This is a genomic window from Streptomyces sp. NPDC057939, from assembly GCF_042887545.1.
Classification (GTDB): Bacteria; Actinomycetota; Actinomycetes; order Streptomycetales; family Streptomycetaceae; genus Streptomyces.
In genome coordinates, this window is the sequence record NZ_JBHVPG010000006.1 from 117083 (window position 1) to 143459 (window position 26377).

Here is a 26377-nt window from a genome sequence, read left to right on the forward strand (position 1 = left end):
GTGCGCACCGGAACCGGCACGGCGCCGGGGGCAGCGGTGATCGGCGAGGTCCTGCCGATGGCAGTCGTGATCGCCGTGTCGCCGTTCACGGTGATCCCGGCCGTGTTCATGCAGTTCACGCCGCGGGCCAAGGCCACCAGCGGTTCCTTCCTGGCAGGGTGGATCATCGGGGTGGCGGTGCCCGCCGTCCTGTGCGCCGTGCTGACCTCCCTGGTCCCGCTGGGCGAGCGCGACCGGCCGTGGACGGACTGGGCGCGGATCGTGCTGGGCGTCTGCCTCGTCGCGCTGGGCATCCGGCAGTGGCTGGTCAGACACGGCAAACCCGCTCCGCGCTGGATGCGGCTGCTCAGCGAGGCGGGGCCGGGCCGGGCATTCCGGCTCGGCGTGCTCCTCGCGGTGGCCAACCCGAAGATCTTCCTGCTGTCGGCGGCCGCCGGGCTGGCCGTCGGCTCCGCCGCTTCGTCGACAGCGGGCGCGGGCGTCGGGCTGGCCGTCTTCACGGCCGTCGCGGCCAGTACGGTCGCCCTGCCGGTCCTGCTGCACACCGTGGGCGGTCCGCGCGTCCTGGGGCCCCTGGCCCGGGTCAAGCTGTGGCTGGAGACGCACGCGGCCGCGGTCATGGCCTGGGTGATCGTGGCCATCGGCGTACTGCTGCTGGCGGAGGGCCTGGTCGGAGCCCTGTAGTTCGCACCCCCGCGGATCGCCGCGGGGGTCTTCGTCGTCCCACGCCCGGGTGAGCCGTGCCCGTGCGTCGCGGCGGACCACGGGGTCGCCCTGCGCGCCTCCTCCGCGCCCTTCGACGTGGCCCGGCCCCCTCGTCCCCGCCCCCTCGCCCCGCCGCGCGACGCATCGCGCACGCGCGTCGCGATGCTCGCTGCGGCCGTCAATCCGCATGGCGTGTCGGCCAGTTGTCCGGAATTCCGCTCATTCGCGAGGAGCAGGGAAGGCGCCCTGAGGGATGATTCGCCCGCCCTCCGATTGCCCCAAGGTGTGCAGGGAACCGCGTTCCTCACCGAAAGGATCGGCTCTTCGTGCGCACGAAACGCTTCGCACCCCTGCTCGCCACCGCCGGACTCCTCGCCACCGCCGTTCCCCTCCTCACCGCCACCGGGGCGGCCGCCGAGCCGGCGCCCGACTACGGCGCGCCCAAGCCCGCTTGGCACCGGTGCAGCCCCGACCAGCCGGTTTCGTACGAGTGCGCGACCATCAAGGTGCCGCTCGACCACCGGCGTCCTCAGGGGCGCACGATCGACCTGGCGATATCCAGGGTCAAGAGCGAGAACCCGGCCAAGCGGCACGGGGTCCTGCTGCTGAACCCCGGCGGTCCGGGCGGGCCGGGGCTCGCCCTGCCCCTGGAGATGAGTGCGGCGCTCCCCGCGGAGGTCCGGGAGAAGTACGACCTGATCGGCTTCGACCCGCGGGGCGTCGGCGGCAGCACCCCGATCACCTGCGGCATGACCGACGCCGAGCAGAACCTCGACCGGCCGTACCGGCCGGAGACGTTCCCCTCGGACGTCGCGTGGGCGCGGACGATCGCGGACAAGTGCCGGGAGAAGGCCGGCGCCCTCCTCCCCCACCTCAACACCCGCAACACGGCCCGGGACATGGACGTCATCCGGGCCGCCCTGGGCGAGCGGAAGATCTCCTACCTGGGCTACTCGTACGGGACCCACCTCGGCGCGGTGTACACGCAGATGTACCCGGACCGTGCCGACCGCTTCGTGCTCGACAGCGGGGTCGACCCCGGGCGGATCTGGCGCGGCATGTTCCAGGTGTGGGCCACGGAGGCCGAGCCGGCCTTCGCGCGCTGGACCAGGTGGACGGCCGAGCGCGACGCCGAGTTCGGGCTCGGCGGTACTCCGGGCGCCGTCTCCAAGTCCTTCTGGGACCTGGTGGCGCGGGCCGACCGCGAACCCGTCGAGTTCGAGGGGTTGAAGCTGACGGGCGACAACATCCGTTCCGCGCGGCCCCTGTTCTTCACCCCTGCGGCGGCCGCTCCCTTGATCGCCGCGGTGAAGGCCGCCGCCGAAGGCCGTCCGCGGCCCCAGGGCCTGGCCGTGCCCGACGCGAAGACCGTGTTCGGCCCGGACCGGCTCAAGGCCGCCGCCCCGCCCACCGCGTCGCCGGCCGCCGCGCCCGCGCCGAGCGGTCGTACGACCGCGCCCCAACCGGCGTCGGACAACGGCACCGCCGCCTTCTGGGCCGTGGTCTGCGCGGACACCGACGCCTGGCCGCGCGATCCGGCGCAGTACGCCCGCGACGCGGCCCGGGACAAGGTGAAGTACCCGCTGTACGGGGACATGGCCTCCAACATCAAGCCGTGCGCCTTCTGGCAGCGACCCTTGGAGGCGGCCACCCCCATGACGAAGCGGGCGCACGTCCTGACCGTGCAGAACGAGTGGGACTCACAGACCCCGCTCGTCAGCGGACAGGGCCTGCACCGTGCGCTGAAGGGCTCGCGGATGGTCCTCGCGCTGGGCGGGGAGGGGCACGCCGTGTACCTCGTCGAGCCCAACTCCTGCGTGAACGCACCGGTCAGCGCCTACCTGGCCACGGGCCGGCTGCCCGGCAAGGACATCACCTGCCGGACGGAGCCGACCCCCGCGGAACGTCGTGAGGCGCTCCCGGTGCCGGCGCCGTCCCCGTTCCCGAACGGTCCGCAGCGCTTCTGAGTCGGCGCGCCCGGTCCGGGTCGTACCGACCACGGACCGGGCTGCCCCCGGGCACCGTCCGCGTCGCCCGCGGACGGTGCCCCGGCCCGTTCCCGCGGCCCGCCGCGTGCCGGATCCCGGGTCAGCCCGTGCGGGACGACGCCTCGACCGCCGCCTTGATGCGGGCGCCGAACGCGGGGGCGTCCTTGCGGGCCGCGCCCAGGGCCAGGCCGACGAGGAGCTTGCCCACGCCGTGCCCTTCCAGGGTGTTGAAGACGCGGACCCGGGTGCGGCCGCCGGCCAGGGGTTCCAGGTCGTAGCCGCCCTCGGCCGTCACGAGGTTCTTGCTCTGTTCGGTCCAACGGATCAGGCCCGGCGGCTCGATCGCCGTGATCCGGAACTCCCGGCCCGTCTTCATCCCGGCGTCCTTGACCGTGCTGCGGAAGACCGTGCCGACGGCGGTGGGACCCTCCGGGACCTTGGTGATGCGCTGGACGCGCGGGCTGAACTCGGGGTCGTTGCGGCCGTCGGCCAGATAGGCGAACACCGCCTCGACCGGCCGGTCGATCTCGACCGTCGCCTCGAACAGTCCACCCATGTGAGACTCCCTCGCCGTGCGTCCGCCGCGTTCCCGCGCGTGGTCGCGCTCCTGCGCGGGCCACTTCCCACGCGGTCGCGCCCTACGCGGTCACGATCCCAGACCGGAACCGCCGGCGCGCGCCAGCAGCCCCGACAGCAGGACCTCCAGCGTCTCGCGCAGGGTGTCGGCGAAGTCGAGGCGCAGCACGGCCAGCGCCGGGTCCTCCTCGTACGCGGCGATCATGGCGGCCGAGGGGTGGGCGTGGGTCCACACCGCACCGGTGACCATGAGGGTCCCGGCGACGAACCGGAAGGCGCCCGGTTCCCCCAGTACGGGCAGCCGGGCGGCGACCAGGGCCGCGAGGGCCTTCGCGTGGGCGATGGCCGCCCGCTTGTACTGGGCGGCGACCTGCGGGGAGACGTTGCGTTCCAGCACGGCGGCCTGGGCACTGATCAGGTCGCACAGGACGGGGCGGTCGGCCAGGGCGCGCGCCAGGCAGCCGGCGAGCCGGTCGGGGCGTTCGGCGGGCGGGACGGCGTCGAGGGCCCCGGTGAGGGTCTGCTCCAGATGGTCGAGGAGTTCGGCCGAGGCGGCAGCCAGGAGCTCCAGCAGGACGTCCTCGCGGGATTCGAAGTAGCGCAGCACGTTCGACTTGGCGAGGCCCACCCGGCGGCTGAGCTCGTTCAGGGTGACCCGGGAGACGGGCATCTCGGTGAGCATCCCGGCCGCGGTGTCGAGGATCGCCTGGCGGCGGGCGGCGCGCTGCTCCTCGCTGCGGGCCCGCTGGAACTTACTGGGAATGGACACCCGGCCAGCGTACAGACCTGCGGTCTGTTGTTATCAGACCGGCGGTCTGCTAGCTTCGGCAGCAGACCATCGGTCTCTTGTCGCCGTCCCCAAGGAGCCGTCATGTACGCCGTCCCCGACCAGTCCGGCAAGACCGTCGTCGTCACCGGCGCCAACAGCGGCACCGGCAAGGAGGCCGCGCGACGACTGGCGGAGGCGGGCGCCCGCGTCGTACTGGCCGTCCGCACGCCGGCCAAGGGCGAGCAGGCGCGCGCCGAGATCCTGGCCCGCCACCCGCACGCGCGGCTGGAGGTGCGGAGGGTCGACCTGGCCGACCTCGCCTCGGTCGCCGCCTTCGCCGACGGGATCCTGGCCGACGGCGCCCCGCTCGACCTGCTGGTGAACAACGCGGGGGTGATGGCGCCGCCCACCCGGATGACCACGGCCGACGGCTTCGAGCTCCAGTTCGGCAGCAACTTCCTCGGCCCGCTGGCCCTGACCGTACGGCTGCTGCCCGCGCTGCTGGCCGCCCCGTCCCCGCGGGTGACGACCATGAGCAGCGGCACCGCCAACTTCGGCAGGGTCGACCTCGCCGACCTCCAGTACGAGCGGCGGCGCTACCACCCGATGCTGTCGTACGCCCAGTCCAAGCTGGCCGACCTGATGATGGCCCGGCACCTGGACGAGCTCGCCGCCGCCCAGGGGTGGCCGCTGCGGAGCACCGCCGCCCACCCCGGTTACACGAGGACGAACCTGCAGACGGCCGGCGCGAGCCTCGGTCGGGGGAAGCCGTCGCGGCTGCACCGTCTGGTCGGCGCCGTCGACTTCCTCCCGAAGCAGGAGGTCGGCCCTGGCACCGAGCCCCTCCTGTACGCCGCCACCAGCCCCGAGGCGACCGCGGGCGGCTACTACGGCCCGGGCGGGGCCTTCGGCCTGGTCGGCCCGGTCACCGAGGCCCGCGTCACGCGCCGCGCCCTGGACCGCACCGCCAACGCCCGGCTCTGGGACGCCGCCGAGCGCCTGACGGGCGTGCGGGCCGTCACCGCGGGCCACTGACCGACCGGGGGCGGCCCCGGCGGTCGGGTCAGCCGAGGAGGGCGTAGACCGTGGAGGCCTTGGCCGCCGGTTCGTCGGCGCCTTCGGGGGTCATGGTGACGTCGGCGAAGGCCATCCGTTTGCCGAGCTTGGTGACGCTGACCGCGATCAGCACGTCCGCGTCGATCACCGGCCGCTGGAAGCTCGTCGACTGCTGGACCGTGGCCATCGGCCCGTACCCGCCGCGGGCGGCGGAGATCGCGATGACGGTCGCGGTGTCCGCGGCGGCCATCAGGGCCTGACCGCTCAGGCCGCCGCCGTCCCGGGCCAGGTCGTCGGACCAGGGCAGCCGCAGTACGGCGTGCCGGGTGCCCGTCTCCTCGACGGTGAGGCCGAGGGCCAGCACCCACGGGGCGAAGTTGTCGGCCAGGATCGTGTCGGCTTCTGCCGGTGTCAGCGTCACCCGAGGATTGTGGCGGCCCGGGGCGGGCCGCCACAACACCGCTGCGGTGAAGGGGCCTTCGCTCAGAGCCCGGCTGCGAGCTCGGTGCCCTGCCGGATGGCCCGCTTGGCGTCGAGTTCGGCCGCCACGTCGGCGCCGCCGATGAGGTGGGCCTCGACGCCGGCCGCGCGCAGCGCCTCGTACAGGTCACGGCGGGGCTCCTGGCCGGTGCACAGGACGACCGTGTCGGCCGGCACCAGGCGCGCCTCGCCGTCGACGGTGATGTGCAGGCCCTCGTCGTCGATCCGCTCGTACGTCGCCCCGGCGACGGAGACCACGCCGCGGTGCTTGAGCTCCGCGCGGTGGATCCAGCCGGTGGTGGTGCCGAGGCCGCTGCCGACCTTGGTGGCCTTGCGCTGGAGCAGGTGCACCCGGCGCGGCGGGGCGGGGCGCTCGGGAGCGGTCAGGCCGCCGGGGCCGGCGTAGGCGGTGTCGACGCCCCAGTGGCGGAACCAGACCTCGGGGTCCTGGGCCGCGCCCTCGCCGCTGTCCGTGAGGAACTCGGCGACGTCGAAGCCGATGCCACCCGCGCCGACGACGGCGACGCGCTCGCCGACGGCGACCCCGTCGCGCAGCACGTCGAGGTAGCTGACGACGTTGTCCCGGTCCACGCCCTCGATCTCGGGGGTGCGGGGGGTGACGCCGGTGGCGACGACGACCTCGTCGTAGTCGCGCAGGGCCTCCACGTCGGCCCTGGTGTTCAGGCGGACCTCGACGCCGCTGTCGACGAGCTGGGTGCCGAAGTAACGGATGGTCTCCTCGAACTCCTCCTTGCCCGGGATGCGGCGGGCCACGTCGAGCTGGCCGCCGATGTGGCCGGAGGCCTCGAAGAGGGTGACGGCGTGGCCGCGGCCGGCGGCGGAGACGGCGCAGGCCAGACCGGCGGGGCCGGCGCCGACGACGGCGACGCTCTTCCTGCGCCGGGTGGGCGCGAGGACGAGCTCGGTCTCGTGGCAGGCGCGGGGGTTGACGAGGCAGCTGGTGATCTTGCCGCTGAAGGTGTGGTCGAGGCAGGCCTGGTTGCAGCCGATGCAGGTGTTGATGGTCTCGGAGCGGTCCGCCGCGGCCTTGGCGACGAAGTCGGGGTCCGCGAGGAAGGGGCGCGCGAGGGAGACCAGGTCGGCGCGGCCGTCGGCGAGCAACTCCTCCGCGATCTCGGGGGTGTTGATCCGGTTGCTGGTGACGAGCGGCACGCTCACCGCGCCCATCAGCCGCTTCGTGACCCAGGTGTAGGCGCCGCGCGGCACGGAGGTGGCGATGGTGGGGATGCGGGCCTCGTGCCAGCCGATGCCGGTGTTGATGATGGTGGCGCCCGCGGCCTCCACCTCCTTCGCGAGGCGGACGACCTCGTCGAGGGTGGAGCCGCCGGGGATCAGGTCGAGCATGGACAGGCGGTAGACGAGGATGAATTCCTCGCCGACGGCCTGTCGGGTGCGGCGGACGATCTCCAGCGGGAAGCGGGTGCGGTTCTCGTACGCGCCGCCCCAACGGTCGGTGCGCCTGTTCGTCGCGGCCGCGATGAACTCGTTGATGAGGTAGCCCTCGGACCCCATGATCTCGACGCCGTCGTAGCCGGCCAGCTTGGCGAGGCGGGCCGCCCGGACGAAGTCCTCGACGGTGCGCTCGACCTCTATGTCGGAGAGCTCGTTCGGCACGAAGGGGCTGATCGGGGCCTGGAGGGCGCTCGGGGCGACCAGGTCCTCGTGGTAGGCGTAGCGGCCGAAGTGGAGGATCTGCATGGCGATCTTCCCGCCCTCGGCGTGCACCGCGTCGGTGATCACCCGGTGCTCGGCTGCCTCCTCCTCGGTGGTGAGGCGGGAGCCGCCCTCGAAGGGGCGTCCGGCGTCGTTGGGGGCGATGCCGCCGGTGACGATGAGGCCGACGCCGCCGCGGGCGCGCTCGGCGTAGAAGGCGGCGAGGCGCTCGAAGCCGCCCTCGTGCTCCTCCAGGCCGGTGTGCATCGAGCCCATGATCACTCGGTTCGGCAGGGTGGTGAAGCCGAGGTCCAGGGGGCTCATCAGGTGCGGGTAGCGGCTCTGGGAACTCATGGGGGGCGCCTCCTCGCGCGGGGGTGATGAACCTGTTCTAGCGAGGGCCGGCCGCTTTTGCAACTAGGTGCATAACCAGATGGGGGTGGTTCGGACACCCGTCCCGCCTCCCACCGGCCCGCTATGCCCCGCCCTGTGGCGCAGTTCACGGCCCGGATAGCCTCGGCGCCATGACGGAACAGCGCACGGTGACGGTGGACGGGGTGCCGCTCGGGTACGAGGTGTCCGGACCCGAGGACGGCGATCCGCTGCTCCTGCTGCACGCCCTCGGCGGGAGCGCGGCCGACTGGGGCCCCGTACGCGACGCCCTGGCCCGGGAGCGCCGGGTGTACGCCCTGGACCTGCGCGGGCACGGCCGCAGCGGGTGGACCCCGGAGTACTCCCTGGAGCTGATGCGTGACGACGTGCTCGGGTTCCTGGACGCGCTCGCACTGGAGGCGGTGGACCTCGTCGGGCATTCGATGGGCGGGGCCGTCGCCGTCCTCGTCGCACAGGAGCAGCCCTGGCGGGTGATCCGGCTGGTCCTGGAGGAGGTACCCGACCTGCGGCCCCGCGAGCCCGTCGCCCCCGTGCGCCCCCCGGGCGAACCCGCCTTCGACCGGACGATGGTGCAGGCGGTCCGGGCCCGGTTGGACCGACCCGACCCCGCCTGGTTCGAGGGCCTGGAGCGGATCACCGCCCGGACCCTCGTCGTGGCGGGCGGGCCCAACAGCCACGTCCCGCAGCAGGGCCCGGCCGAGTTGGCGCTGCGCGTCCCCGACGCCCGGTCGGTGACGATCGCGGTCGGCCACCTCGTGCACGCCGCCGCGCCGGACGCCTTCACCGCCGCCGTCACCACCTTCCTCGACGACCTGCCCGACTCCGAGGCGGCCCGGCGGTGGCTGGCCCGCGAGGGCGTGCGCCGGACCGGCGCGAACGAGTGGACGGACGGCGGCTCCGGGGACGGGCGGCTCACCTCGAACGACGTAGCGCACACGTGGGCGGAGGCCATGATCCTCTCCGACGACCTGGACGACGCCGGGAGGACCCGGCTCGGGTTCGGCCTGGTGGACCTCCTCGACGACTACTGGGTGACCGTGGAACTCGGCTTCGCCCTGCCCAAGACCGACGATCCGCAGGCGGCGGCCGAAATCCTGTGGGAGGGCTACCGGAGCCGGCTGGAAGCCCCCGTGACCGCGAAGGCGATCACCTACTCGCTCTGGGTCGACTGGTTCGAGGACCACACCACCTCGGAAGCCGTCTTCGCCGAGGTCCTCGGCAACGACCACGACCGGCTGCTGCCCGACGCGCCGGAGCCCCTGCTGCGCCGGGCCCGCCGCGTCCTGGAGTTCTCCGGGCCCGTCCCCTGGTCGGCGAAGGTCGACACCTACCGGGCCGCAGCCCGCGTGCCCTCCCTGCACCGCTCCCTCTTCCGGGCCCTGCTGCTCTGCTACCACGACGTGTACGGGGCCCTCGAACCCGCCGAGGGGCTCGTCCTCCTCGACGGGCTGGAGCTCCCGCCGGACACCGAGCACACCGCCGCGCTGCGCACCGTGATGGCAGCCGGGATCCGCAACCGCCGCGAGCGGCCGGAGGCGTGGGACGCGGCGGTGCTCGCCGCCGGGGAGGCGGCCCCGGAGTGAACCGGGGCCGCGCGACCCGTCAGGCGCGGCGCAACCGCACGGTGACGATCTGGAACGGGCGCAGGGTCAGGGCGACCCGGCCGTCCGCCGTCGGGGACGCGACGGCCGAACCCGCCAAGGGCCGCTCCAGCAGATCGCTCTCGACGGCCCCGGTGATCGCGAAACCGGGCGTCAGGGTGGCCGTGGCCCGACCGCCCCGGGACTCGTAGAGGCGCACGATCACGTCACCGCCGCGGTCCTCGGCGAGTTTGACCGCCTCGACGACCACCGCGTCCTCGTCCACCACCAGCAGCGGCTCGACCGGACCCGCGCCCCTCACCGAACGCTCGGGCAGGTTCAGGGCGTGCCCCTCACGGACCGCGTCCTCCGTCGTCGCGCCGGGTGCGAGGGAGAAGCGCAGGGTGTGCCGGCCCTGGTCGGTCTCCGGGTCGGGGTAGCGGGGGGCGCGCAGCAGGGAAAGCCGAACCGTGGTGGTCCGGCCGCCGTCGGGGCGCACGTCGCGGGTGACGTCGTGGCCGTAGGTGGAGTCGTTGAGCAGGGCCACGCCCCAGCCGGGCTCCTCCACCTGGATCCAGCGGTGCGCGCAGATCTCGAACTTGGCCGCCTCCCATGAGGTGTTGGTATGGGTGGCGCGGTACACGTGGCCGAACTGGGTCTCGGCGGCCGACCGGTCGGCCGCGACGTCGAGGGGGAAGGCCGCCTTGAGGAACCTCTCGCTCTCGTGCCACTCCACGTCCGTCACGAGGTCGACGGTCCGGGCCCCGGCCCGCAGGGTGATCGTCTGCACCGCCGTGGACGAGCCGAAGGAACGGGTGACGGTGACGGTCGCCGCGTCCGGCCCGTCGTCCGTCACCTCCATCGAGTCGAGGGCGACGAGGTCGGTGACCTTGTTGCGGTAGAACGCGTCGATGTCCCACGCGTCCCACATGTTCGGGAAGTCGGGGTGGATCTGGAGCAGGTTCGCGGCGCTCCCCGGGGCGAGCGACTCGCGGCCCCGTTGCAGGTCGTAGGCCGAGACGATCAGCCCGCGCCCGTCGACCTCCACCAGCAACCGACCGTTGGCGAGGACGTGCCCGCCGCCGTGCCGCTCCTCGACCGTGACGGGCTGCGCCGCCTCCTCGGGGCGCCCCGCGCCGCCCGCGGGGATGCCGCGCCGGGCGTGCGGGGCGCAGTTGAAGACGAGTTCCTCGGCGCCCTCGCCCGCCAGGGCCGACTGCGCCGCCCCGGTGATCGCGAGGAGCTCCTCGCGCACGGCCGCGTACGTCGCACGGGCCTCCCGGTGCACCCAGGCGATGGAGGAACCCGGCAGGATGTCGTGGAACTGGTGGAGCAGCACGGTCTTCCAGAGCCGCTCCAGGTCCTCGTACGGGTAGTCGGAGCCGGGGACGCGCACGGCGGCGGTCGCGGCCCACAACTCGGCCTCCCGGAGCAGGGATTCGCTGCGCCGGTTGCCCTGCTTGGTCCTGGCCTGGGAGGTGTAGGTGCCGCGGTGCAGCTCCAGGTAGAGCTCCCCGGCCCAGACGGGCGCGTCCTCGTACTCGGCGTGCGCCTTCTCGAAGAAGGCGTCGGGCCGTTCGACCTCCACGCGCGGGGAGCCTTCGAGGTCGCGCAGGCGCCGGGCCCGGGCGAGGTGTTCGCGGGTGGGGCCGCCGCCGCCGTCACCCCAGCCGAAGGGGACGAGCGAGCGTGAACCCCGGCCCTTCTCCTGGTAGTTGCGTGCGGCGTGGGCCAGTTGGGCGCCGCCCAGATCACTGTTGTACGTGTCGACGGGCGGGAAGTGCGTGAAGACGCGGGTGCCGTCGATGCCCTCCCACCAGAAGGTGTGGTGGGGGAACCTGTTGAGCTGGGACCAGGAGATCTTCTGGGTCAGGAACCATTGCGAGCCGGAGAGCTTCACGATCTGCGGCATGGCGGCGGTGTAGCCGAAGGAGTCCGGGAGCCACACGTTCCTCGTCTCGATCCCGAACTCGTCGAGGAAGAACTTCTTGCCGTAGAGGAACTGGCGGGCCATGGCCTCGCCGCCCACCATGTTGGTGTCGGACTCCACCCACATGCCGCCCACCGGCACGAACCGGCCGTCCGCGACCTTCTTCTTGATCCGTTCGAAGAGTTCGGGCCGATGGGTCTTGATCCAGTCGAGTTGCTGGGCCTGGGACATGGCGAAGACGAACTCGGGGTGCTCGTCCATCAGGGAGACCACGTTGGAGGTGGTCCGGGACACCTTGCGGACGGTTTCGCGCAACGGCCACAACCAGGCCGAGTCGATGTGGGCGTGGCCGACCGCGCTGATCCGGTGTGCCGACGCGTTGGCCGGTACGGCGAGGACCGGTGCGAGGAGGGCGCGGGCGGCGGCGGCCGTACCGGGGACGTCGGTGAGGTCCACCTCGTCCAGCGCGGAGTCGACGGCGCGCAGGATCGCGTACCGGCGGGCGTCCGCCCCGTCGAGCTGCGTCATCAGCTCGTGGAGGACTTCGAGGTCCTGCACGAGTTCCCAGACCTCGGTCTCGAAGACGGTGAGGTCCATCCGGGCGAGCCGGTAGAGGGGCTGGTCACCGCTGGTCGGCCGGTCGCCCTCGTAAGTGGGCGAGTGGCTGACCAGGACCGGATTGGACGCGGCCTCGACGTACCACTCGACGCGCTCGCCGCCCGTCGCCCGGTCGGCGACCCGGACCCAGTCGTTGTACGGGTTGAGCCCCTTGACCTCGCTCCCGTCGGCCCGGTGGACCAGGCCCTCGCACTGGAAGCCGGGCATCATCCGGTCGAAGCCGAGGTCGAGCACGGCCTCGACGGCCCGGCCCGCCCAGTCGGCGGGTACGGAGCCGGTGACCTTGAACCAGGTGGTGCCCCAGGCCGGGCCCCAGGCGTCGCCGGGCGCGCAGGGCCCGTACGGGGCGGACAGGCCCTCGGCCACGGGCACCGGCTCGCCGGGCGCGTCCCAGCGCTCGACGGTGAGCGGTACCGAGCGGGAACGGACGGCGGGTTTGACGCGCTCCGCGAGGACGCGGCGCAGACGGTGTTCGGCGATGCTGCGGTCGTCGTGCATGACGGCGGCTCCAGGGGGCTGGCAGGTCGCGTGGGCGACTCGGGCAACGGACGGGCGACGGACGGGCGGGCGGGGAGCGGACGACGGACAGGGAGCGGACGACGGAGGGGGAGCCGGCGGATCAGGTCTTGACGGCTCCCTCGGCCACACCCTTGAAGAAGTAACGCTGGAGGGCGAAGAAGAGGAGCATCATCGGGATCAGCGCGGCCATGGCCCCGGCGGCGATGGTCCGCTGGTCGCTGGTGGTCGTGGCGCCGGCGAGGGTCTTGAGGCCGAGCTGGAGGGTGTAGTGCTCGCTGTCGGTGAGGACGAGGAGCGGCCACAGGAAGTCGTCCCAGGCGCCCATGAAGCTGGTGATGCAGACGACGGCGAGGGCACCCTTGGCGGAGGGCAGGAAGACGCGGGTGAAGCGGGTCCACTCGCCCGCGCCGTCGAGGACCGCGGCCTCCTCGATCTCCCGGGGCACGGACAGGAAGGCCGCCCGCATGATCATGATGTTGAGGACGGAGACGGCTCCGGGCAGCCAGACCCCGATGAGGGTGTCGACGAGGCCCATCCCCCGCACCGTCAGGAACATCGAGATCATCACGGACTCGAAGGGGAACATCAGGGTCGCCACGAGGACGGTGAAGACGCTCCTGCGGCCCTTCCAACCGGCCCGGGAGAGCGCGTATCCGCCCATCGCCGCGAACAACAGGTTGGAGGTGACGGACAGGGCCGCCACGGTCAACGTGTTGCCGACGTAATGGAGCAGCGGGAAGGACTCGGCGACCAGGACGTAGTTGTCGAGCGTGGGCCGGGACGGCAGCACGCCGTCGTACACGTTCTCGGTACGGCCTCGGATCGAGGTCAGGAACTGCCAGACGATCGGACCGAGCATGACCACGAGCATCAGCAGCAGGGTCGCGTAGCGGCCGGTGCGGCCGAGGAGGCGGCGGCGCAGGTCCGCCCGGACGCGCGGGTCCGTCAACTCTCGTCCCCCTTCGACAGGCGGTGGCCCAGCAGGCTGAAGACCAGGGTCAGCAGGAACAGCAGCAGGGAGATGGCCGAGGCGTAGCCGGTCTCGCCGGAGAAGCCGAGGCCCACCTGCCGGATCAGGAACGGCAGGGTGCGGGCGCCGCCCCCGGGACCGCCGCTCTCGCCGCCGAGGATGTAGATCTCGGTGAAGACGCGCAGCGCCGAGATCGCGGAGAGCGTGCCGACCAGCAGCATCATCGGTTTGACCTGGGGGACGGTGATGCTGAAGAAGCGGCGTACGGGCCCGGCGCCGTCGAGCGCGGCGGCCTCGTGGAGGGAGGCGGGGACGTTCCCGAGGGCCGCCAGGTAGAAGACCATGTAGTAGCCGAGGCCCTTCCACACGGTCACGATCATCGCCGAGACCAGCAGCATGGTGCTGTCCGTCAGGAACGGAACCGGCTCCGAGACCACGCCGAGCTTGCGGAACACCGTGTTGACGAGTCCGTCGCTGCGCAGCACCCACTGCCAGATCAGGCCGACGACGACGGCGGAGGCGATCACGGGCGTGTAGAAGGCCGAGCGGAAGAGCCCGATGCCGGGGAGCCTCGTGCGGACGAGGACCGCGAGGGCGAGCGGCAACAGGACCAGGCAGGGGACGACGACGGCCAGGTAGAGGACGCTGTTGCCGGTGGCCACCCAGAAGTCCGGGTCGCGGAGGGCGCGGGTGTAGTTGTCGAGGCCGACGAAACCGCCGCCGCGCAGGATCCGGGCGTCGGTGAAGGACAGGATCACCGTGTTGACGAACGGCCAGACGCTGAACAGGGCCACCATGGCCAGCCCGGGGGCGAGGAAGAGGTAGGGCGCCCACCACGTCCGGTGGGGCAGGCCCTCATCGGACGCGGTGCCCCGGGCGGCGGCGGCCCCCGCCGCCCCCTCCTTCACGGTCACGGGCGGGCCGCGGCGGACAGTAGCTCGTTCGCCTCCTCCTGGGCCCTGCGCACCGCCGTCCTCGGGTCCAGCTCCCCCTGGATGGCCTTCTGCATCTCGCGCACCACCGCGTCGCCGACCTGACTGGTCCACTGGACGGGGGTGTTGGCGTCGAGCGCGGCGGTCCTCAGCTGTTCGGCCCCGACGGCGCGGGCCACCGTCTCGGCGTCCTTGCCGTCGCCCCGGTCGGAGAAGTACGGGTCGGCCAGACCCCGGGCGTTGGACGGATAGATGGTGGCCTTCCGGGAGAACTCCACCTGGTTGGGCCCGTTGGTGACCCACTTCGCGAACTCGGCCGCCGCGTCGGGGTGTTCGGTGTCCTTCCGGATGCCGAGGGCCTGGGCGTAGATGCCGATGTGACCGAGCTTGCCGGTGACGGCGCCGGCGACCCGGGTGCGCTCGTAGACCTGCGGGGCGTTCTGCCGGATGTCCTTGACGAAGCCCGGGGAGCCGGGGCCGAAGACGAGCTTGCCGCCCCCGTAGAGCTGGTTGATGTCGTCGGACTTGAGCAGGGACTCCTTCGGCATGGCGCCCTTGGCGTACAGGTCCTTCATCCGCTCGACCCATTCGACGGCCTTGTCCGTGTCGAAGGTGAAGCGGTCCCGCCGCTCGTTGAGGATCGGGACGCCCATCTTCTGCCAGTCCCCGGGCAGGCGCCCCTTGGGGTCGGCCATGAAGGCGGCGTACCGGCCGCCGGAGCGGGCGGCGATCCGCTCGGCCTGGTCGAAGAACTGCTCGACGCTGGTGGGTGGTCGGCTCGGGTCGAGACCTGCCTTCTCGAAGAGTTCCGTGTTGAAGGTGAGGATCTCGGGGGTCACGTACCAGGGGTAGGCGTACACGCCGTCGCCCCGGCCGGGGAGTTTGAACTGCTCCCAGGCACCGGGCACGTAGTCCTCGGCGACCTCGCCGTCCAGCGCGGAGACGTCGGCGAGCAGGCCGCGGTCGCCCAGCAGTTGGAAGGAGTCGGTGGAGAGGTTCACCACGTCGGGAAGGGCCCCGGCCCGCGCGTCGGCGACGAGCTTCTCGTTGTACCCGTCGCCCGGGACGTCCTCCCACTTCACCGTGACGTCGGGGTACCGCTGCTCGAAGGAGTCGATGACGCCCTGGACGTAGCCGGTGAACTTCGGCTTCAGCTGGAGGGTGCGGAAGGTGATGCCGCCGGACACGGTCCCCGTCCGCTCCGCCTCCTTGCGCTCCGCCGCGCCCCCGTCGCCGCTCAGGCCGCACGCGGACAAGGAGAGGAGGCCACCCGCCAGCAGGGTGGTGAGGATTGTTCGTGCCGCCTGGGAACGAGTCATCTCCGCCACTTTCAGGGGAAGTTCCGGCCTCGTCGCCGGAGGGCGGTGCCCACGCTGTCCGCTATCCCGGAGCCCGTCAACGTGCCCGAAATCCCTTTGGCCGACGACGCGTACGTCCCCCGCCCCGAAGGGAACGCGAAGCACCCTCCGGAACACTGTCCCCCACCTGCCCCCATCTGGACTGATGCGCTTTAGTTCCGATCTTTCCCGGCACTGCCGCGCTTTGCTCGGGAGACCGATTGCCGGGCGGTCTTTGACTTCTTGTCGATGGTCGGAACGCTCCGCACCAATGCGGTTTATCGAAGCGGGCCGGGATACCCGCCGAGTCCGCGCGGGAACCCGCGGACGGCCGTTCGTCCACCGCCGCGCGCCGGAATATCCGTTGAACGCGGAGGGTCGTCCGGCTAGGTTCGGGACCGACACACCACGGCGTGTAGCTCAGCAGCAGAGCACCGGGCTTGCTTCCCGGGGGGCGCAGGGGCGGAACCTGCCACGCCGGCCATGAACGCCAACGCTGATCAGCAGCCGCCCGTCCCGTTCCCGTCCGTCTCCCCGTCGTACGCGGCGGACCGACTCGCGAGGGCCCGGCGCACCGCCGCGACCCACCCGGACACGGCCACGCGCGAGCGGGCGGCGACCCGGATCCGGCAGTGGCAGGACGTCCTGTCGGGCATGGCCCGGGGCACCCTCTCCGTCGGGTCGCGCACCCCCGTGGCCGGACTCCCGGCCTGGGTCACCCCCGTTGTGGTCACCGGCGGTTTCGCCACCGGCGCCCCCTCCGCGGGCGGGCCGCTGCTGCCCCACGAACAGGAGGCCGCCCGTCGCGCGGGCCTCCCCGCCACCCGTGCGGCCCTCTTCGCGCACTGCCTCACCGAGGACGGTCTGCGCGACCTGTGGGCCCTGCTGGACAGCGGTTGCTACGAGGTGCGCCTGCCGGAGGAAGCCGCGCTGGCGACCGTCGCGTGGCTGGTGCGGGCCGGGGACTTCGAGGCCGCCGCCGAACTCGTCGGCGTGCTGGAGCCCTTCGCCGACCGGCTGCGCTTCACCCCGCGGCCCGCGGAGCGTCCCGCGCCGGGAGCGGACTCGGTGCACCGGTGGACCGTCGGCGAGGCCTCGGCCGCGCTCGGGCGCCGCAGGCCGAAGGCCGCCGTGGAAACCCAGCGCGAGGCGCTGGCCGTCTGGCGTCCCTTCGAGGACGAACTGCTCACCCACCGCCTGGAGGCACACGGCGGCGCGCCCGGCCCGCACTGGCACGCGGCCGGAGCGGCCCTGCTGGCGCGCTACGGGGCACTCGCGGCCGAGCACACCCGCTGCACGAAGCACCTGGACCCGAAGTCGAACGCCGCCGTCCTACGACGCGCGTTGGAGGAGCAGGTGGCGGGCCGCGCCCTGACGCCCCGACTCGGCGGTCTCCTGGAGGTCGCCGTCACCTCGATGGTCGCCAAGCGCGGCCTGCCGGGTTCCCCCGGGCACGTCCGGCTGCGGCAGGTCCAGGCCCGCCAGGCGGGGCTGCCGGCGCACCACGCGCTGGCCGCCCTGGTGCTGCGCCGGATTTCCCGGCTCGACCAGGACGGCGGCACGCCCGACGTGGAGTCCCCGCTGGTTCCCGTGACCGCGCGGGAGGCTCGGGAGACGGGCCTGCCCGTGGGCGCGGCGATCCCGCCCGCGATCGGGGCCGCCGTCGCGGGCGCGCTCAGCGCGCCGCTGGAGGTGCTCGTGGAGCAAGGGGTGGTGCCCTCGGCCGAGGTGCTGGCCGGCCTCGTTCCGCAACTCGTCGCCGCGGTGACCGCCGAACGGTACGCCGACGCCTCACTGCGGACCCTGATGGCGGCGGCGTACCGCGCCTTCCGCAACCGCAGGTCCCTGCTCCTGCTCGACCTGGAGCACCAGGTACGGATCGAGGAACTCCCCTGGATCCGGGCGGTCTCCGGGCACCGCGGCGACGGCGAGGACGTCCGGGAGCCCGCCCACGAGGCGGTGCGCCGGCTCGGCGAACTGGCCGTCCGGGCCTTCCCCGCGACGCTGTTGCCCAACCCGCTGGTCCGTGAGCTGTCGCAGCTCGCGGAACAGGCGGAGCTGGGCGCCCCGTTCGTGGAGGAACTGGCCGCCGACATCTTCACGGGCTCGTTCACGCCCAAGTTCCTGGTGGCCGCGCGGATCGCCGCGGAACTCCTCGACGGCAGTCTGTACGCGCGCTACTACGGCATCGACTGCGCGGCGGTGCGCCGCATGGCGGTCGCCCGCGCGGCCGATCGGGCGGCGGGCGTCAACCGGGCCCGCACCGCGCCGGACTTCGCACGGATGTGCGTGGAGCGGGCGGGGAGCGGCGGCTCCTGGGGGACGGCCGTGAACGGCACGGTGATCGAGCAGGCTCAGATCCTCACGACCCACAACCTCGCCACCCTGGTCGCCCGGGCCGGCATCGCGCCGATGCCCGGCTGGGCGGGTCTGGCGGGCGACTGCTTCGACGCCGTGTGCCGGTCGGTGGCCCGGGTGGAGGGCAACCCCCGTCCGCTGTCCGCCGTCAAGGACGCGGCGTACGCCTGGCGCCAGATGCTGTTCCACCTCTCGCTGTGCGAGGAGGCGGACCGGCGTTCCGCGCTGGCCGGGATCGACGCGGAGGCAGCCCTGCGCCCGGCGCACGTCCGGGCCCGCCTGGCCCCGGCCCTGGCCGGGCTCCGGCTGGTGGCCGGCGGCGGCGCGTTCGGTCCGGACGGCACCGCCGACGGCGGCGCGGCCCGGCGGCTGTTGGGCTGGAGCACCGACGGGCATTGGATGTGCCGCGTCGAGGTGCCGGGGCGCCGGGAGGTACCGCGGCGTTGACACGCCGAGGCCCTGCGCGAGCGCCGGAGCGGATCGACACGCGGGTCGGCGGCCTCGCCGACCCGCGCCCGGCGGACTTCGGGTTCACCCCGGCGGTGGTCTACTTCATGCGGTAGGCGGCCTTGTCCGCGAGCTTCCCGTCCTTGAAGCACAGGCGCAGCACGTCGGAGCTGCTGTTGTCGGTGCTGGAGAGGTACCAGGCGCAGGTGCTGCCGGCGGGCTCGGCCGGGCCGCCTTCCTTCAGGGCCTCCTTGACGAAGCTGTCGCCCGACGGAAGTTTGGCGCGGACCTCCGTCTCGGGGTCGCCGATCCGGACGGCTTCGTAGACCTTCGGGTCGAGCAGGGTCTTGTCGGCGATGTCGAGGAGCTTCCCCGCGCCGAGGACGAGCGCCACGGCCAGGCCGATGCCCACCACCAACGCCACGCCGCAACCGATCAGACAACCCTTGCGCTGAGCCACGCCCGTTCCTCCGAGTCCACCGTGTCCGGTGCCCTTCACCGTGACGTACCGACCTTCGCAGCGGGTGGTGTCGGCGGGCTGTCCCCGAAAGTCTCGGGCCGCCGCAACGATCGTCGTTCGGGGTCGCCGTTCGCGGTCGGGCCCCCGGGGCCGTGTATACAAGAGGAGAAGGACGATCCGGACGAAACGAGAGGAACCCCCTGTGAGTGAGCCCGTCGAGCCTCTGATCGTCGTCGGTGTGGACGGTTCGAACCATTCGAAGGAGGCGCTGCGCTGGGGCGTCGCCCAGGCCAAGGCCACCGGCGGCCGCGTACACGCCGTCATGAGCTGGGACTGGAACACGAATCCGTTCGCGGTGGGCACCGCCGAGCAGGCCGACCTGGTGCACGCCGAGGACGCGGCGCGGCAGAAGCTGTCGGACACCGTCGCCGAGGCGGTCGGCACCTCGCCCGGCGTGCCGGTGTTCCGCCGTGTCGAGCGGGGCTCGCCGGGCCAGGTGCTGGTGGAGGCGTCGCGGGAGGCGGAGCTGACGGTGGTCGGCACCCGCGGCTACGGCGGGATCAAGGGCGCACTGCTGGGGTCGGTGAGTCAGCAGGTGGTCCAGTACGCGGCCAGCAGCGTCGTCGTGGTCCGTCACGACGCCTGACGGACAGTCGGCTCCCGGCTACGCCTCCCCGGACGCGGGAGCCGTCAGGTCCGAGGGGTCGGTGTTGGCCCCGCACAGGACGACGGCGATCCGCTTGCCCGGCGGCCGGGGTGCGGTGCGCAGCGCGGCGAGGGCGGTGGCGGCGCCCGCCTCGACCACGATCCGGTGCTCCTCCCACAGTTCCCGGCGGGCCGCGGTGATCTGCGCGTCGGTGACGAGCACCGAGTCGACGCCGCCCCGTTGGGCGGCGGCCAGCGCGTCGGCCGAAACCCTGGTGGCGCCGAGGGAGTCGGCGGCGACGGACTCGACCGGGACGTCCACCGGTCGGCCCGCCTCCAGGGCGGCGTTGAGGGCCCGGCAGTTCTCGGGTTCGGCCGCGGTGACGTGGACGCCGTGCTCGCGCGCCGCCGTGGCGATTCCCGCGAAGAGTCCGCCGCCGCCGACCGCGACGACGACCGCGTCCAGGCCGGGCAGGGCGTCGCGGATCTCGTCCAGCAGCGTTCCGGCGCCCGCGGCGATCAGCGGATGGTCGTAGGCGTGACTGGCCAGGGCTCCGTGGGCGGCCGCGAACTGCCGGCTCGCGGCGAGCGCTTCGGAGTACCGGTCGCCGACGAGGCGTACGTCGGCGCCGTAGCCGCGCAGCCGTTCCACCTTGACGGGGCGGGCGTTGACCGGCAGGAACACGGTCGCGGGCACGCCGTGGGCGCGGGCCGCCCAGGCGCAGGCGATGCCGGCGTTCCCGCCCGAGGCGATCGTCACGCCGGCGGCGGGCAGGGAGCCGGCGGCACGGTGCGCGGCGAGGAAGTTGTGGGCGCCGCGGGCCTTGAAGGAGCCGGTGTGCTGGAGGTACTCCAGCGCGTACCAGACGCCTTCGGCGGCGGGCACGACGGTCACGGGCCGGACGGCGCCGGCCAGTCGGTCGGCGGCGGCGCGGACGGCGGCGAGGTCGAGCTGCTGTTCCATGGCTGACTGCCTTTCCGGTGAAGGGACTTGGGGGGTGGGGCTGCGAGGTCCGCGGGGCGACTCGGCGGACCGGCTCAGCGGGCCCGCTCGGCGGGCGCGGCCGCCGCGATGAGCTGGCGCAGGGCGCCGTAGTACACCTCGTGGTCGGTCAGCGGGGGCAGTACGTCGGCCGTCGCGCCCGCCAGCACCGGGAACTCGGCCGGGTCCAGCGCGGCGAGCGCGGTCCGGGACGCGGCGATGGCGGCCGCCGGATCCCGGTGGTCCACGAAGGCGGCGCTGCCCAGGGTGAGGAGGTACATGCGGCGGTACACCGTCATCGCCTCGGCGGGGCTCATTCCGGCGGCGACGCTGTCGGCGAGGGCGGGCTCGACCAACCGGGCCAGCAGCTGGCGGCCGAGCCAGGGGCGGCCGCCGCGCAGCACGAGCAGCCCCGGGTGGGCGGTGAGCAGCCGGTACAGGGCGCCGAAGCGCAGCTCGGCGGCCTCGGCCCAACCGGTGCCGGTGGGGACGTCGGGGAGCTGCGCGGCGAGATGCTCGGTGCAGAGGTCCAGCAGTCCGGCGAGGTCGACGCAGCGGCGCTGGACGGTGGCGTGGGAGACGTCGAGCCGACCGGCGAGGGCGCGGAAGCTCAGCTGTCCGGGCCCTTCCTCGTCGAGGATCCGCAGGGCGGCCTCGGCGATGGCCCCGGGGGTCGCGCGGTCCAGGGAGGCTGATCTTCTCGGCATGAGATACACCGTATCAGCCATCGGCACATACGGCGTATCACCACTTTGGCGTGATGCCGACTACGGCCATATTGCTGGTCATCGAGCCATATCCGACGACTTGTGTTGACAGCGGGTAGTCACATCGCTGCACTGGGCGCACGACTGCCCGTCGGTACGCCCCCCACGTCAAGGAGACCCCGTGCCGCCTCGCCTGCGTGCGTCGCTCCCCTGTCTGACCGCGGCCGCCCTGCTCGCCCTGTGCCTGTGCCCCGTCCCGGCCTCCGCCGCGGCGGCCGGCGCCGCCCCGGCCGATCCCACCGCGACCTCGGACACCCCGCTGGCGCTCACCCCGCCCATGGGATGGAACAACTGGGCGCACCACATGTGCGACATCGACGAGGCCACGGTCGTCGCGAACGCCGACGCGCTCGTGTCCACCGGCCTCGCCGCCAAGGGCTACGACACCGTCACCATCGACGACTGCTGGATGCTCAAGAGCCGTGACGCGGACGGAAATCTGGTCGTCGACAGCGAGAAGTTCCCGCACGGCATGACCTGGCTGGGCGAGTACCTGCACGGCAAGGGGCTGAAGTTCGGTATCTACGAGGACGCCGGCTACCTGACGTGCGAGAAGTACCCGGGAAGCGGGTCCCCGGACGGCGGCGGCCCGGACAACTACGCCCGTGACGCCCGGCTGTTCGCGTCCTGGAACGTGGACTACGTGAAGATGGACGGTTGCAACCTGTGGGTGCCGCCGGGCAAGACCAAGGAGGAGGCCTACCGGGACGCGTACAACGCCGTCGCCAAGGCCCTGCGCGACAGCGGCCGGCCCATGGTGCTCTCGGCCTCCGCGCCCGCCTACTTCCAGCAGGGCGAATGGGGCGGCTCCGACTGGCACAAGGTCCTCGACTGGGTCGGCGAGACGGGCCAGTTGTGGCGCGAGGGCCGGGACATCAAGGTCTACAACCCCGCCGCTCCCGCCACCTCGCGGTGGAGTTCGGTCCTCGGCAACTACGGGTACAACCGCTGGCTCGGCCGGTACGCGGGCCCCGGCAACTGGAACGACCCCGACTTCCTGATCGCGGGAGCCCCCGGACTGACGCCGGCGGAGAGCCGCAGCCAGGTCGGACTGTGGGCGATGATGGCCGCCCCGTTCATCCTGTCCTCCGAGGTCTCGGAGTTGACCCCGGAGGGGCTGGCCGCGCTCGGCAACACCGATCTGATCGCCCTGGACCAGGACCGACTCGGCCGGCAGGGCGCGGTGGTCTCCTCCAACGCCACCTTCGAGGTGCTGGCCCGGCCGCTGGCGAACGGTGACCGCGCCGTGGCGGTCCTCAACCGCTCCGGCACCGCACGGAACGTCTCCGTGCCGCTGGCCGACATCGGTCTGCACTCCTGCACGGTGGACGCGAAGAACCTGTGGGACGGGGGGAGCACCGAGGTGTCGACCTCGCTGACCGGGCGGCTCGACGCGCACGACACGGTCGTGTGGCGGCTCACCCCGCGCGGCTGCGGCGACGCCGTACCGACCGGCCAGATCGTCGGCAACGGTTCCAAGTGCGCCGACGGGGCCAACACCACCGGCGTCGGCGCGGTCGTCCTGGCCGGTTGCACCGCCGGCGCGGACCAGCGCTGGACGCTCGGGGAGCAGGGGCGACTGCTGCTGGCCGGCGAATGCCTGACGGCGGGTGGGGACGACCTCGTCGAGCTGGCCGGTTGCGCGAACGGAGCGCGTGCGGACCAGCGTTGGAGCCACCGGCGCGACGGCGCCCTGGTCCACGGCGCGAGCGGACTGTGCCTGACGGCGCCGGCGGCCGCCGCGACGCCCGACGCCCCGGCCGAGCGGCTGCGGCTGGAGGAGTGCGGTGACCACCGGCCCGACCAGGCCTGGGCGTTGCCCGTCTGACGGTCCGGGCCGACGCGCGATCCGGCGGTGCCGGGTCGCGGCCGGTCCCGACCGGCCGCGACCCGTCGCGCTACACGACCCGTCCCCCGTCCGCACGCACCACGTGTCGCGATCACCCTCCCGGGGGAATCCCGCTCCCCGTGAGGGGGAGCCGCGACCGAACGGGCACCGTGCGGCGGAGGCGCTGGGTTCACTGGCCCGGCCATGGTCAGGGGCGGGCACCGGAGCGATCCGGTGCCCGCCCCTTTCCGACGTCAACGGGCCGCGAGGCCGACCGGCCGACAGGAGTGCACCCGACGTGACCGACGTGTCCGACGCGTCCGAGACCGGCCCCGAGCAGCCCGGGGCCGGCGATCTGTGGGACCGGCTCGCCGACGGCGTGGTGGAATTGCGCAAGCGGCGGCCTTCGGGCCGGGCCGACGGACCGGCGGACGGAACCAATCCGGCGGACCGGCGGCTCCGAATCGCCGTAGAGACCTGTGGATGCGAGGGAATGGGTGCGGATCCCGGAGGATCGGTCCGTGAATGACGCGACACGGGCCGACGAAGGCCTCGCCGTCCTGCTCGGCCGGGTCGCCGAGGGCGACGAGTCGGCCTTCGGCGCGGTGTACGAGGCGGTGTGCGGGCGCGTACTGGGCGTGACGCTCGCGGTCCTGCGCGACCGTTCCCAGGCCGAGGAGGTGACCCAGGAGGTGTTCGTCGAGGTGTGGCGCACCGCGGGGCGCTACCGGAGCGACCGGGGCAGCGTACGGACCTGGGTGCTGACGATGGCCCACCGCCGGGCGGTGGACCGGGTCCGGTCGGCCCAGGCGTCGACCGACCGGGAACGGCGTGCCGCCCGGCTGGAGTCCGCGCTGCCCGAGTTCGACGAGGTCAGCGAGGCGGCGCTGGAGCGCGACGAGGCTGCACGGGTGCGGCGGTGCCTGGGCTCGCTGACCGGGATCCAGCGCCAGTCGGTGACCTTGGCGTACTACCGGGGCCTGACCTGCCGTGAGGTGTCCGAGGCACTGTCCGTGCCGCTGGGCACCGTCAAGACCCGACTGCGGGACGGCCTGCTGCGACTGCGTGACTGTCTCGGGGTGAGCGGCTGATGAGTACGGAGAACGTGCACGAGGCGACGGGTGCCTACGTACTGGACGCGCTGCCGCCGGCGGAGCGCGCCGCGTTCGAGGCGCACCTGGCGACCTGCCCGGACTGCGCCCGGGAGGTGCGGGAGTTCGCGGCGACGGCGGCGCTGCTCGGCGCGGCCGTGTCGGTTGAGCCGCCGCCGGGACTGCGCGACGAGGTACTGCGCCGGATCCGGGAGGCACCGGCCGGGCCCGTCCCGGACGACGATCCGGTCGGGGCGACGGCTCCGAGGTCACCGGCCCGGCACGCGGCCCGGGCCGGGCGGCCGTGGGCGCGGTGGGCCCTGGCGGCATGCCTGGCGGCTGCCGCCGGTCTCGGCGGGGTCGCCGTGTGGCAGTTCCAGGAGGCCGAGGGTGCCCGGCAGGAGGCGCGCCGGGTCGAGGCGCGGGCGGCGGCGCTCGCGCAGGTGCTGTCCGCCCCCGACGCCCGGCTGACGAGCGGCCGGGTGGCGGACGGCGGGACGGGCACGGTGGTGGTCTCCCGGGACCGGAACCGGGCCGTGTTCGTGCCCTCCGGGATGGCTGCCCCGCCGCCGGGGCGGGTGTACCAGCTGTGGTTCGACGACCCCGGCAGGGGCATGCGTCCGGCGGGGCTCATGGACCCGGCCCGGCCCGACGCCCCGGCGCTGCTGGCCGGCCCGGTGGGCGGAGCCACCGGGATCGGCGTCACGGAGGAGCCGGCGGGCGGCTCGCCCGCGCCGACGTCGAACCCCCTGGTCGTACTGGCCTTCCCGACGGCGTAGCGCCGGTCGTCGAGGTCCCGTCGTGGCCCGGAGGGCGGCTCGCGGTGCCCAGGTGCGTGCTCGTGCTCCCGGCGTGCCGGACACCGCGAGGCGGACGGGACTTCGACGACAGGCCCGGGCCCGCGTGATGGCGCCGCGCCGGGCACCGGCGCCCGGTCCTACGCCCGGGCGGGGCGGACCGGCAGGGCCTCGACGCTGTTGCCGATGAAGCTCCGTTGGCGGGGGAGGTCGGCCTCGGGAACGGCCAGGTCGAGGTCGGGGAAGCGGGCGAAGAGCCGTTCCAGGGCGATGGTGGCCTCCAGCCGGGCGAGCGGGGCTCCCACGCAGTAGTGGGCGCCGTGCCCGAACGCGAGGTGGCGGGCGGCGCCGGGGCGTGTCACGTCGAAGCGGTCGGCGTCCGGGCCGTGGAAGGAGGCGTCCCGTCCGGCGGCGGTGTACCCGGCGAGGACGGGGGTCCCCCGCGCGATCACCGTTCCCCCGACGGTCAGGTCTCGGGCGGGGTAGCGGAACGGGAACCAGCTGATCGGGGAGTCCCAGCGCAGGGTCTCGTCCACGACGTCCGACCAGCCGGCCTTGCCCGACAGGACGAGGGCGAGCTGGTCGCGGTGGGTGCACAGGGCCCGGACGGCGTTGCTGATCAGGTTGAGCGTGGTCTCGTGTCCGGCGACGAGGACCAGCCGCAGGGTGCCGATGAGTTCGGCCTCGGTGAGCCGGTCCCCGTCCCCGTCGCGCGCGGCGATCAGGGCACTGGTGAGGTCCTCGCCGGGGTCCCGGCGCCGGGTGGCGGCGATGGTGCCCATCAGCTCGACGAGTTCGTGCACGGCGGCCGTCACCTGTGCCGGGGTGGTGTCCGTCGACACGATCACCGTGTTGGACAGTCGGTGCAGGCGGTCGCGGTGCTCGGGGTCCACGCCGAGCAGCTCGCAGATGACGCCCATCGGGAGCGGCAGGGCGAAGTGGGTGCGCAGATCGGCGACGCCGTCGGGCGAGGCGGCGGCTGCCCGGCCGAGGTCGTCGAGGAGGGTGTCGGTCAGCTCCTCCACGCGCGGGCGCAGGCGTTCCACCTGGCGGGCGGTGAAGGCGTTGCCGACGAGGGAGCGCAGGCGGCGGTGCTCGGCGCCGTCGGCGGTGTGCATGCCCCGGGCGTTGGAGAACACGCGCAGCGGCCAGTCGGCGGGGACGGTGCCGTCGTGCAGGCCGGGGAAGTGCCGGGGGTCCTTGGCCGTGTCGGGGTGGGCGAGGAACTCCTTGAGCGCCTCGTGGCCGAGGACGACCGCGCCGGGCACCCCACCGGGCAGGACGACGTCGGCGACGGCGCCCCGCGCGCGCAGCCGGGCGTCGAGCGCGTGCGGGCAGCCACCGGCCGGATCGATGACGTACGGGGCGTCGCCGGTGGAAGGCACGGCCGATGAACCGGGCGGCGACACGGGCGGGACGGACGGTTGGGTGGACGACACGCCGGCTTCTCCTGACCTGGTGGACGAAGTCGCGTC

The 26377-nt window shown here is 73.4% G+C and carries 22 protein-coding genes and 1 tRNA gene; 11 read left to right on the top strand and 12 right to left on the bottom strand.

The features are described 5' to 3' along the window. Both ACFVS6_RS09670 and ACFVS6_RS09675 read left to right on the top strand, forming a co-directional pair. Positions 1–684, top strand: a complete 684-nt coding sequence (locus ACFVS6_RS09670; protein ID WP_389702243.1) for a GAP family protein — start codon at positions 1–3, stop codon at positions 682–684. Positions 685–1031: 347 nt separating this feature from the next. Beyond that, positions 1032–2672, top strand: coding sequence for an alpha/beta fold hydrolase (locus ACFVS6_RS09675; RefSeq protein ID WP_389702245.1), 1641 nt, complete (start codon positions 1032–1034; stop codon positions 2670–2672). 121 nt (positions 2673–2793) lie between these two features. Here the strand turns inward: ACFVS6_RS09675 and ACFVS6_RS09680 are convergent, their stop codons facing one another. Together ACFVS6_RS09680 and ACFVS6_RS09685 are read right to left on the bottom strand one after the other, a co-directional pair. Then, positions 2794–3249, bottom strand: coding sequence for an SRPBCC family protein (locus ACFVS6_RS09680; RefSeq protein WP_389702246.1), 456 nt, complete (start codon positions 3247–3249; stop codon positions 2794–2796). 90 nt (positions 3250–3339) lie between these two features. Next, entirely contained in the window at positions 3340–4032 is a 693-nt protein-coding gene (locus ACFVS6_RS09685; protein WP_389702502.1) for a TetR/AcrR family transcriptional regulator, read from the bottom strand. A gap of 108 nt (positions 4033–4140) precedes the next feature. Here ACFVS6_RS09685 and ACFVS6_RS09690 point away from each other — a divergent pair, with 108 nt between their 5' ends. Continuing rightward, a complete protein-coding gene (locus tag ACFVS6_RS09690; protein WP_389702247.1) occupies positions 4141–5073 on the top strand; it encodes an SDR family oxidoreductase in 933 nt (310 codons plus the stop codon). Between the two features lie 28 nt (positions 5074–5101). On the opposite strand, the gene ACFVS6_RS09695 is transcribed toward ACFVS6_RS09690, so the two are convergent. Together ACFVS6_RS09695 and ACFVS6_RS09700 are read right to left on the bottom strand one after the other, a co-directional pair. Then, entirely contained in the window at positions 5102–5515 is a 414-nt protein-coding gene (locus ACFVS6_RS09695) for a PaaI family thioesterase (RefSeq protein WP_389702248.1), read from the bottom strand. Between the two features lie 62 nt (positions 5516–5577). Continuing rightward, positions 5578–7602: an FAD-dependent oxidoreductase gene (locus ACFVS6_RS09700; RefSeq protein ID WP_389702250.1), complete on the bottom strand. Its 2025-nt coding sequence runs from the start codon at positions 7600–7602 to the stop codon at positions 5578–5580. A gap of 170 nt (positions 7603–7772) precedes the next feature. Here ACFVS6_RS09700 and ACFVS6_RS09705 point away from each other — a divergent pair, with 170 nt between their 5' ends. Continuing rightward, positions 7773–9224, top strand: a complete 1452-nt coding sequence (locus tag ACFVS6_RS09705; protein WP_389702251.1) for an alpha/beta fold hydrolase — start codon at positions 7773–7775, stop codon at positions 9222–9224. A 19-nt stretch (positions 9225–9243) separates the two neighbouring features. Here the strand turns inward: ACFVS6_RS09705 and ACFVS6_RS09710 are convergent, their stop codons facing one another. From ACFVS6_RS09710 to ACFVS6_RS09725, 4 genes are all read right to left on the bottom strand, one after another. Further along, positions 9244–12267: an alpha-mannosidase gene (locus tag ACFVS6_RS09710; protein ID WP_389702253.1), complete on the bottom strand. Its 3024-nt coding sequence runs from the start codon at positions 12265–12267 to the stop codon at positions 9244–9246. A 121-nt stretch (positions 12268–12388) separates the two neighbouring features. Beyond that, entirely contained in the window at positions 12389–13237 is an 849-nt protein-coding gene (locus ACFVS6_RS09715) for a carbohydrate ABC transporter permease (RefSeq protein ID WP_389702255.1), read from the bottom strand. Continuing rightward, complete coding sequence (locus ACFVS6_RS09720) at positions 13234–14109, bottom strand: carbohydrate ABC transporter permease (RefSeq protein WP_389702504.1); 876 nt, start codon at positions 14107–14109, stop codon at positions 13234–13236. Before ACFVS6_RS09720 ends, ACFVS6_RS09715 begins: the two co-directional genes overlap by 4 nt. 59 nt (positions 14110–14168) lie before the next feature. Next, positions 14169–15509 (bottom strand): ABC transporter substrate-binding protein, encoded by a 1341-nt coding sequence (locus ACFVS6_RS09725; protein WP_389702256.1) that lies wholly within the window; start codon positions 15507–15509, stop codon positions 14169–14171. Positions 15510–15936: 427 nt separating this feature from the next. Between ACFVS6_RS09725 and ACFVS6_RS09730 the strand changes: the two genes are divergently transcribed. Together ACFVS6_RS09730 and ACFVS6_RS09735 are read left to right on the top strand one after the other, a co-directional pair. Next, positions 15937–16011: transfer RNA gene (locus ACFVS6_RS09730), tRNA-Ala, on the top strand. Next, positions 16011–18332 (top strand): hypothetical protein, encoded by a 2322-nt coding sequence (locus ACFVS6_RS09735; RefSeq protein ID WP_389702258.1) that lies wholly within the window; start codon positions 16011–16013, stop codon positions 18330–18332. Before ACFVS6_RS09730 ends, ACFVS6_RS09735 begins: the two co-directional genes overlap by 1 nt. A gap of 100 nt (positions 18333–18432) precedes the next feature. On the opposite strand, the gene ACFVS6_RS09740 is transcribed toward ACFVS6_RS09735, so the two are convergent. After that, complete coding sequence (locus ACFVS6_RS09740; RefSeq protein WP_389702260.1) at positions 18433–18792, bottom strand: hypothetical protein; 360 nt, start codon at positions 18790–18792, stop codon at positions 18433–18435. A gap of 202 nt (positions 18793–18994) precedes the next feature. Between ACFVS6_RS09740 and ACFVS6_RS09745 the strand changes: the two genes are divergently transcribed. Beyond that, complete coding sequence (locus ACFVS6_RS09745; RefSeq protein WP_389702262.1) at positions 18995–19438, top strand: universal stress protein; 444 nt, start codon at positions 18995–18997, stop codon at positions 19436–19438. 18 nt (positions 19439–19456) lie between these two features. Here ACFVS6_RS09745 and ACFVS6_RS09750 read toward each other — a convergent pair whose 3' ends face one another. Both ACFVS6_RS09750 and ACFVS6_RS09755 read right to left on the bottom strand, forming a co-directional pair. Next, positions 19457–20401, bottom strand: a complete 945-nt coding sequence (locus tag ACFVS6_RS09750) for a serine/threonine dehydratase (RefSeq protein WP_389702263.1) — start codon at positions 20399–20401, stop codon at positions 19457–19459. 74 nt (positions 20402–20475) lie between these two features. Next, on the bottom strand, positions 20476–21126 hold the full coding sequence (locus ACFVS6_RS09755; protein ID WP_389702265.1) for a TetR/AcrR family transcriptional regulator: 651 nt from the start codon (positions 21124–21126) through the stop codon (positions 20476–20478). A 181-nt stretch (positions 21127–21307) separates the two neighbouring features. On the opposite strand from ACFVS6_RS09755, the gene ACFVS6_RS09760 reads away from it, so the two are divergent. The 4 genes from ACFVS6_RS09760 (at position 21308) to ACFVS6_RS09775 (ending at position 24884) form a co-directional block, all read left to right on the top strand. Beyond that, entirely contained in the window at positions 21308–23014 is a 1707-nt protein-coding gene (locus ACFVS6_RS09760; RefSeq protein ID WP_389702267.1) for a ricin-type beta-trefoil lectin domain protein, read from the top strand. A gap of 298 nt (positions 23015–23312) precedes the next feature. Further along, a complete protein-coding gene (locus ACFVS6_RS09765; RefSeq protein ID WP_389702268.1) occupies positions 23313–23543 on the top strand; it encodes a hypothetical protein in 231 nt (76 codons plus the stop codon). Beyond that, positions 23536–24105: an ECF RNA polymerase sigma factor SigK gene (sigK, locus tag ACFVS6_RS09770; RefSeq protein ID WP_389702269.1), complete on the top strand. Its 570-nt coding sequence runs from the start codon at positions 23536–23538 to the stop codon at positions 24103–24105. The genes ACFVS6_RS09765 and sigK overlap by 8 nt, the downstream gene beginning before the upstream one ends. Continuing rightward, entirely contained in the window at positions 24105–24884 is a 780-nt protein-coding gene (locus ACFVS6_RS09775) for an anti-sigma factor domain-containing protein (protein WP_389702271.1), read from the top strand. Before sigK ends, ACFVS6_RS09775 begins: the two co-directional genes overlap by 1 nt. A 158-nt stretch (positions 24885–25042) precedes the next feature. Here the strand turns inward: ACFVS6_RS09775 and ACFVS6_RS09780 are convergent, their stop codons facing one another. After that, positions 25043–26311, bottom strand: coding sequence for a cytochrome P450 (locus ACFVS6_RS09780; RefSeq protein ID WP_389702505.1), 1269 nt, complete (start codon positions 26309–26311; stop codon positions 25043–25045). Between the last annotated feature and the right edge of the window lie 66 nt (positions 26312–26377).

Bases quoted from the DNA above. Each gene is read 5' to 3' on its own strand.
- ACFVS6_RS09680 (WP_389702246.1), bottom strand. From the start codon at position 3,249: ATGGGTGGACTGTTCGAGGCGACGGTCGAGATCGACCGGCCGGTCGAG.
- ACFVS6_RS09690 (WP_389702247.1), top strand. From the start codon at position 4,141: ATGTACGCCGTCCCCGACCAGTCCGGCAAGACCGTCGTCGTCACCGGC.
- ACFVS6_RS09700 (WP_389702250.1), bottom strand. From the start codon at position 7,602: ATGAGTTCCCAGAGCCGCTACCCGCACCTGATGAGCCCCCTGGACCTC.
- ACFVS6_RS09705 (WP_389702251.1), top strand. From the start codon at position 7,773: ATGACGGAACAGCGCACGGTGACGGTGGACGGGGTGCCGCTCGGGTAC.
- ACFVS6_RS09710 (WP_389702253.1), bottom strand. From the start codon at position 12,267: ATGCACGACGACCGCAGCATCGCCGAACACCGTCTGCGCCGCGTCCTC.
- ACFVS6_RS09725 (WP_389702256.1), bottom strand. From the start codon at position 15,509: ATGACTCGTTCCCAGGCGGCACGAACAATCCTCACCACCCTGCTGGCG.
- ACFVS6_RS09735 (WP_389702258.1), top strand. From the start codon at position 16,011: ATGAACGCCAACGCTGATCAGCAGCCGCCCGTCCCGTTCCCGTCCGTC.
- ACFVS6_RS09750 (WP_389702263.1), bottom strand. From the start codon at position 20,401: ATGGAACAGCAGCTCGACCTCGCCGCCGTCCGCGCCGCCGCCGACCGA.
- ACFVS6_RS09755 (WP_389702265.1), bottom strand. From the start codon at position 21,126: ATGCCGAGAAGATCAGCCTCCCTGGACCGCGCGACCCCCGGGGCCATC.
- ACFVS6_RS09775 (WP_389702271.1), top strand. From the start codon at position 24,105: ATGAGTACGGAGAACGTGCACGAGGCGACGGGTGCCTACGTACTGGAC.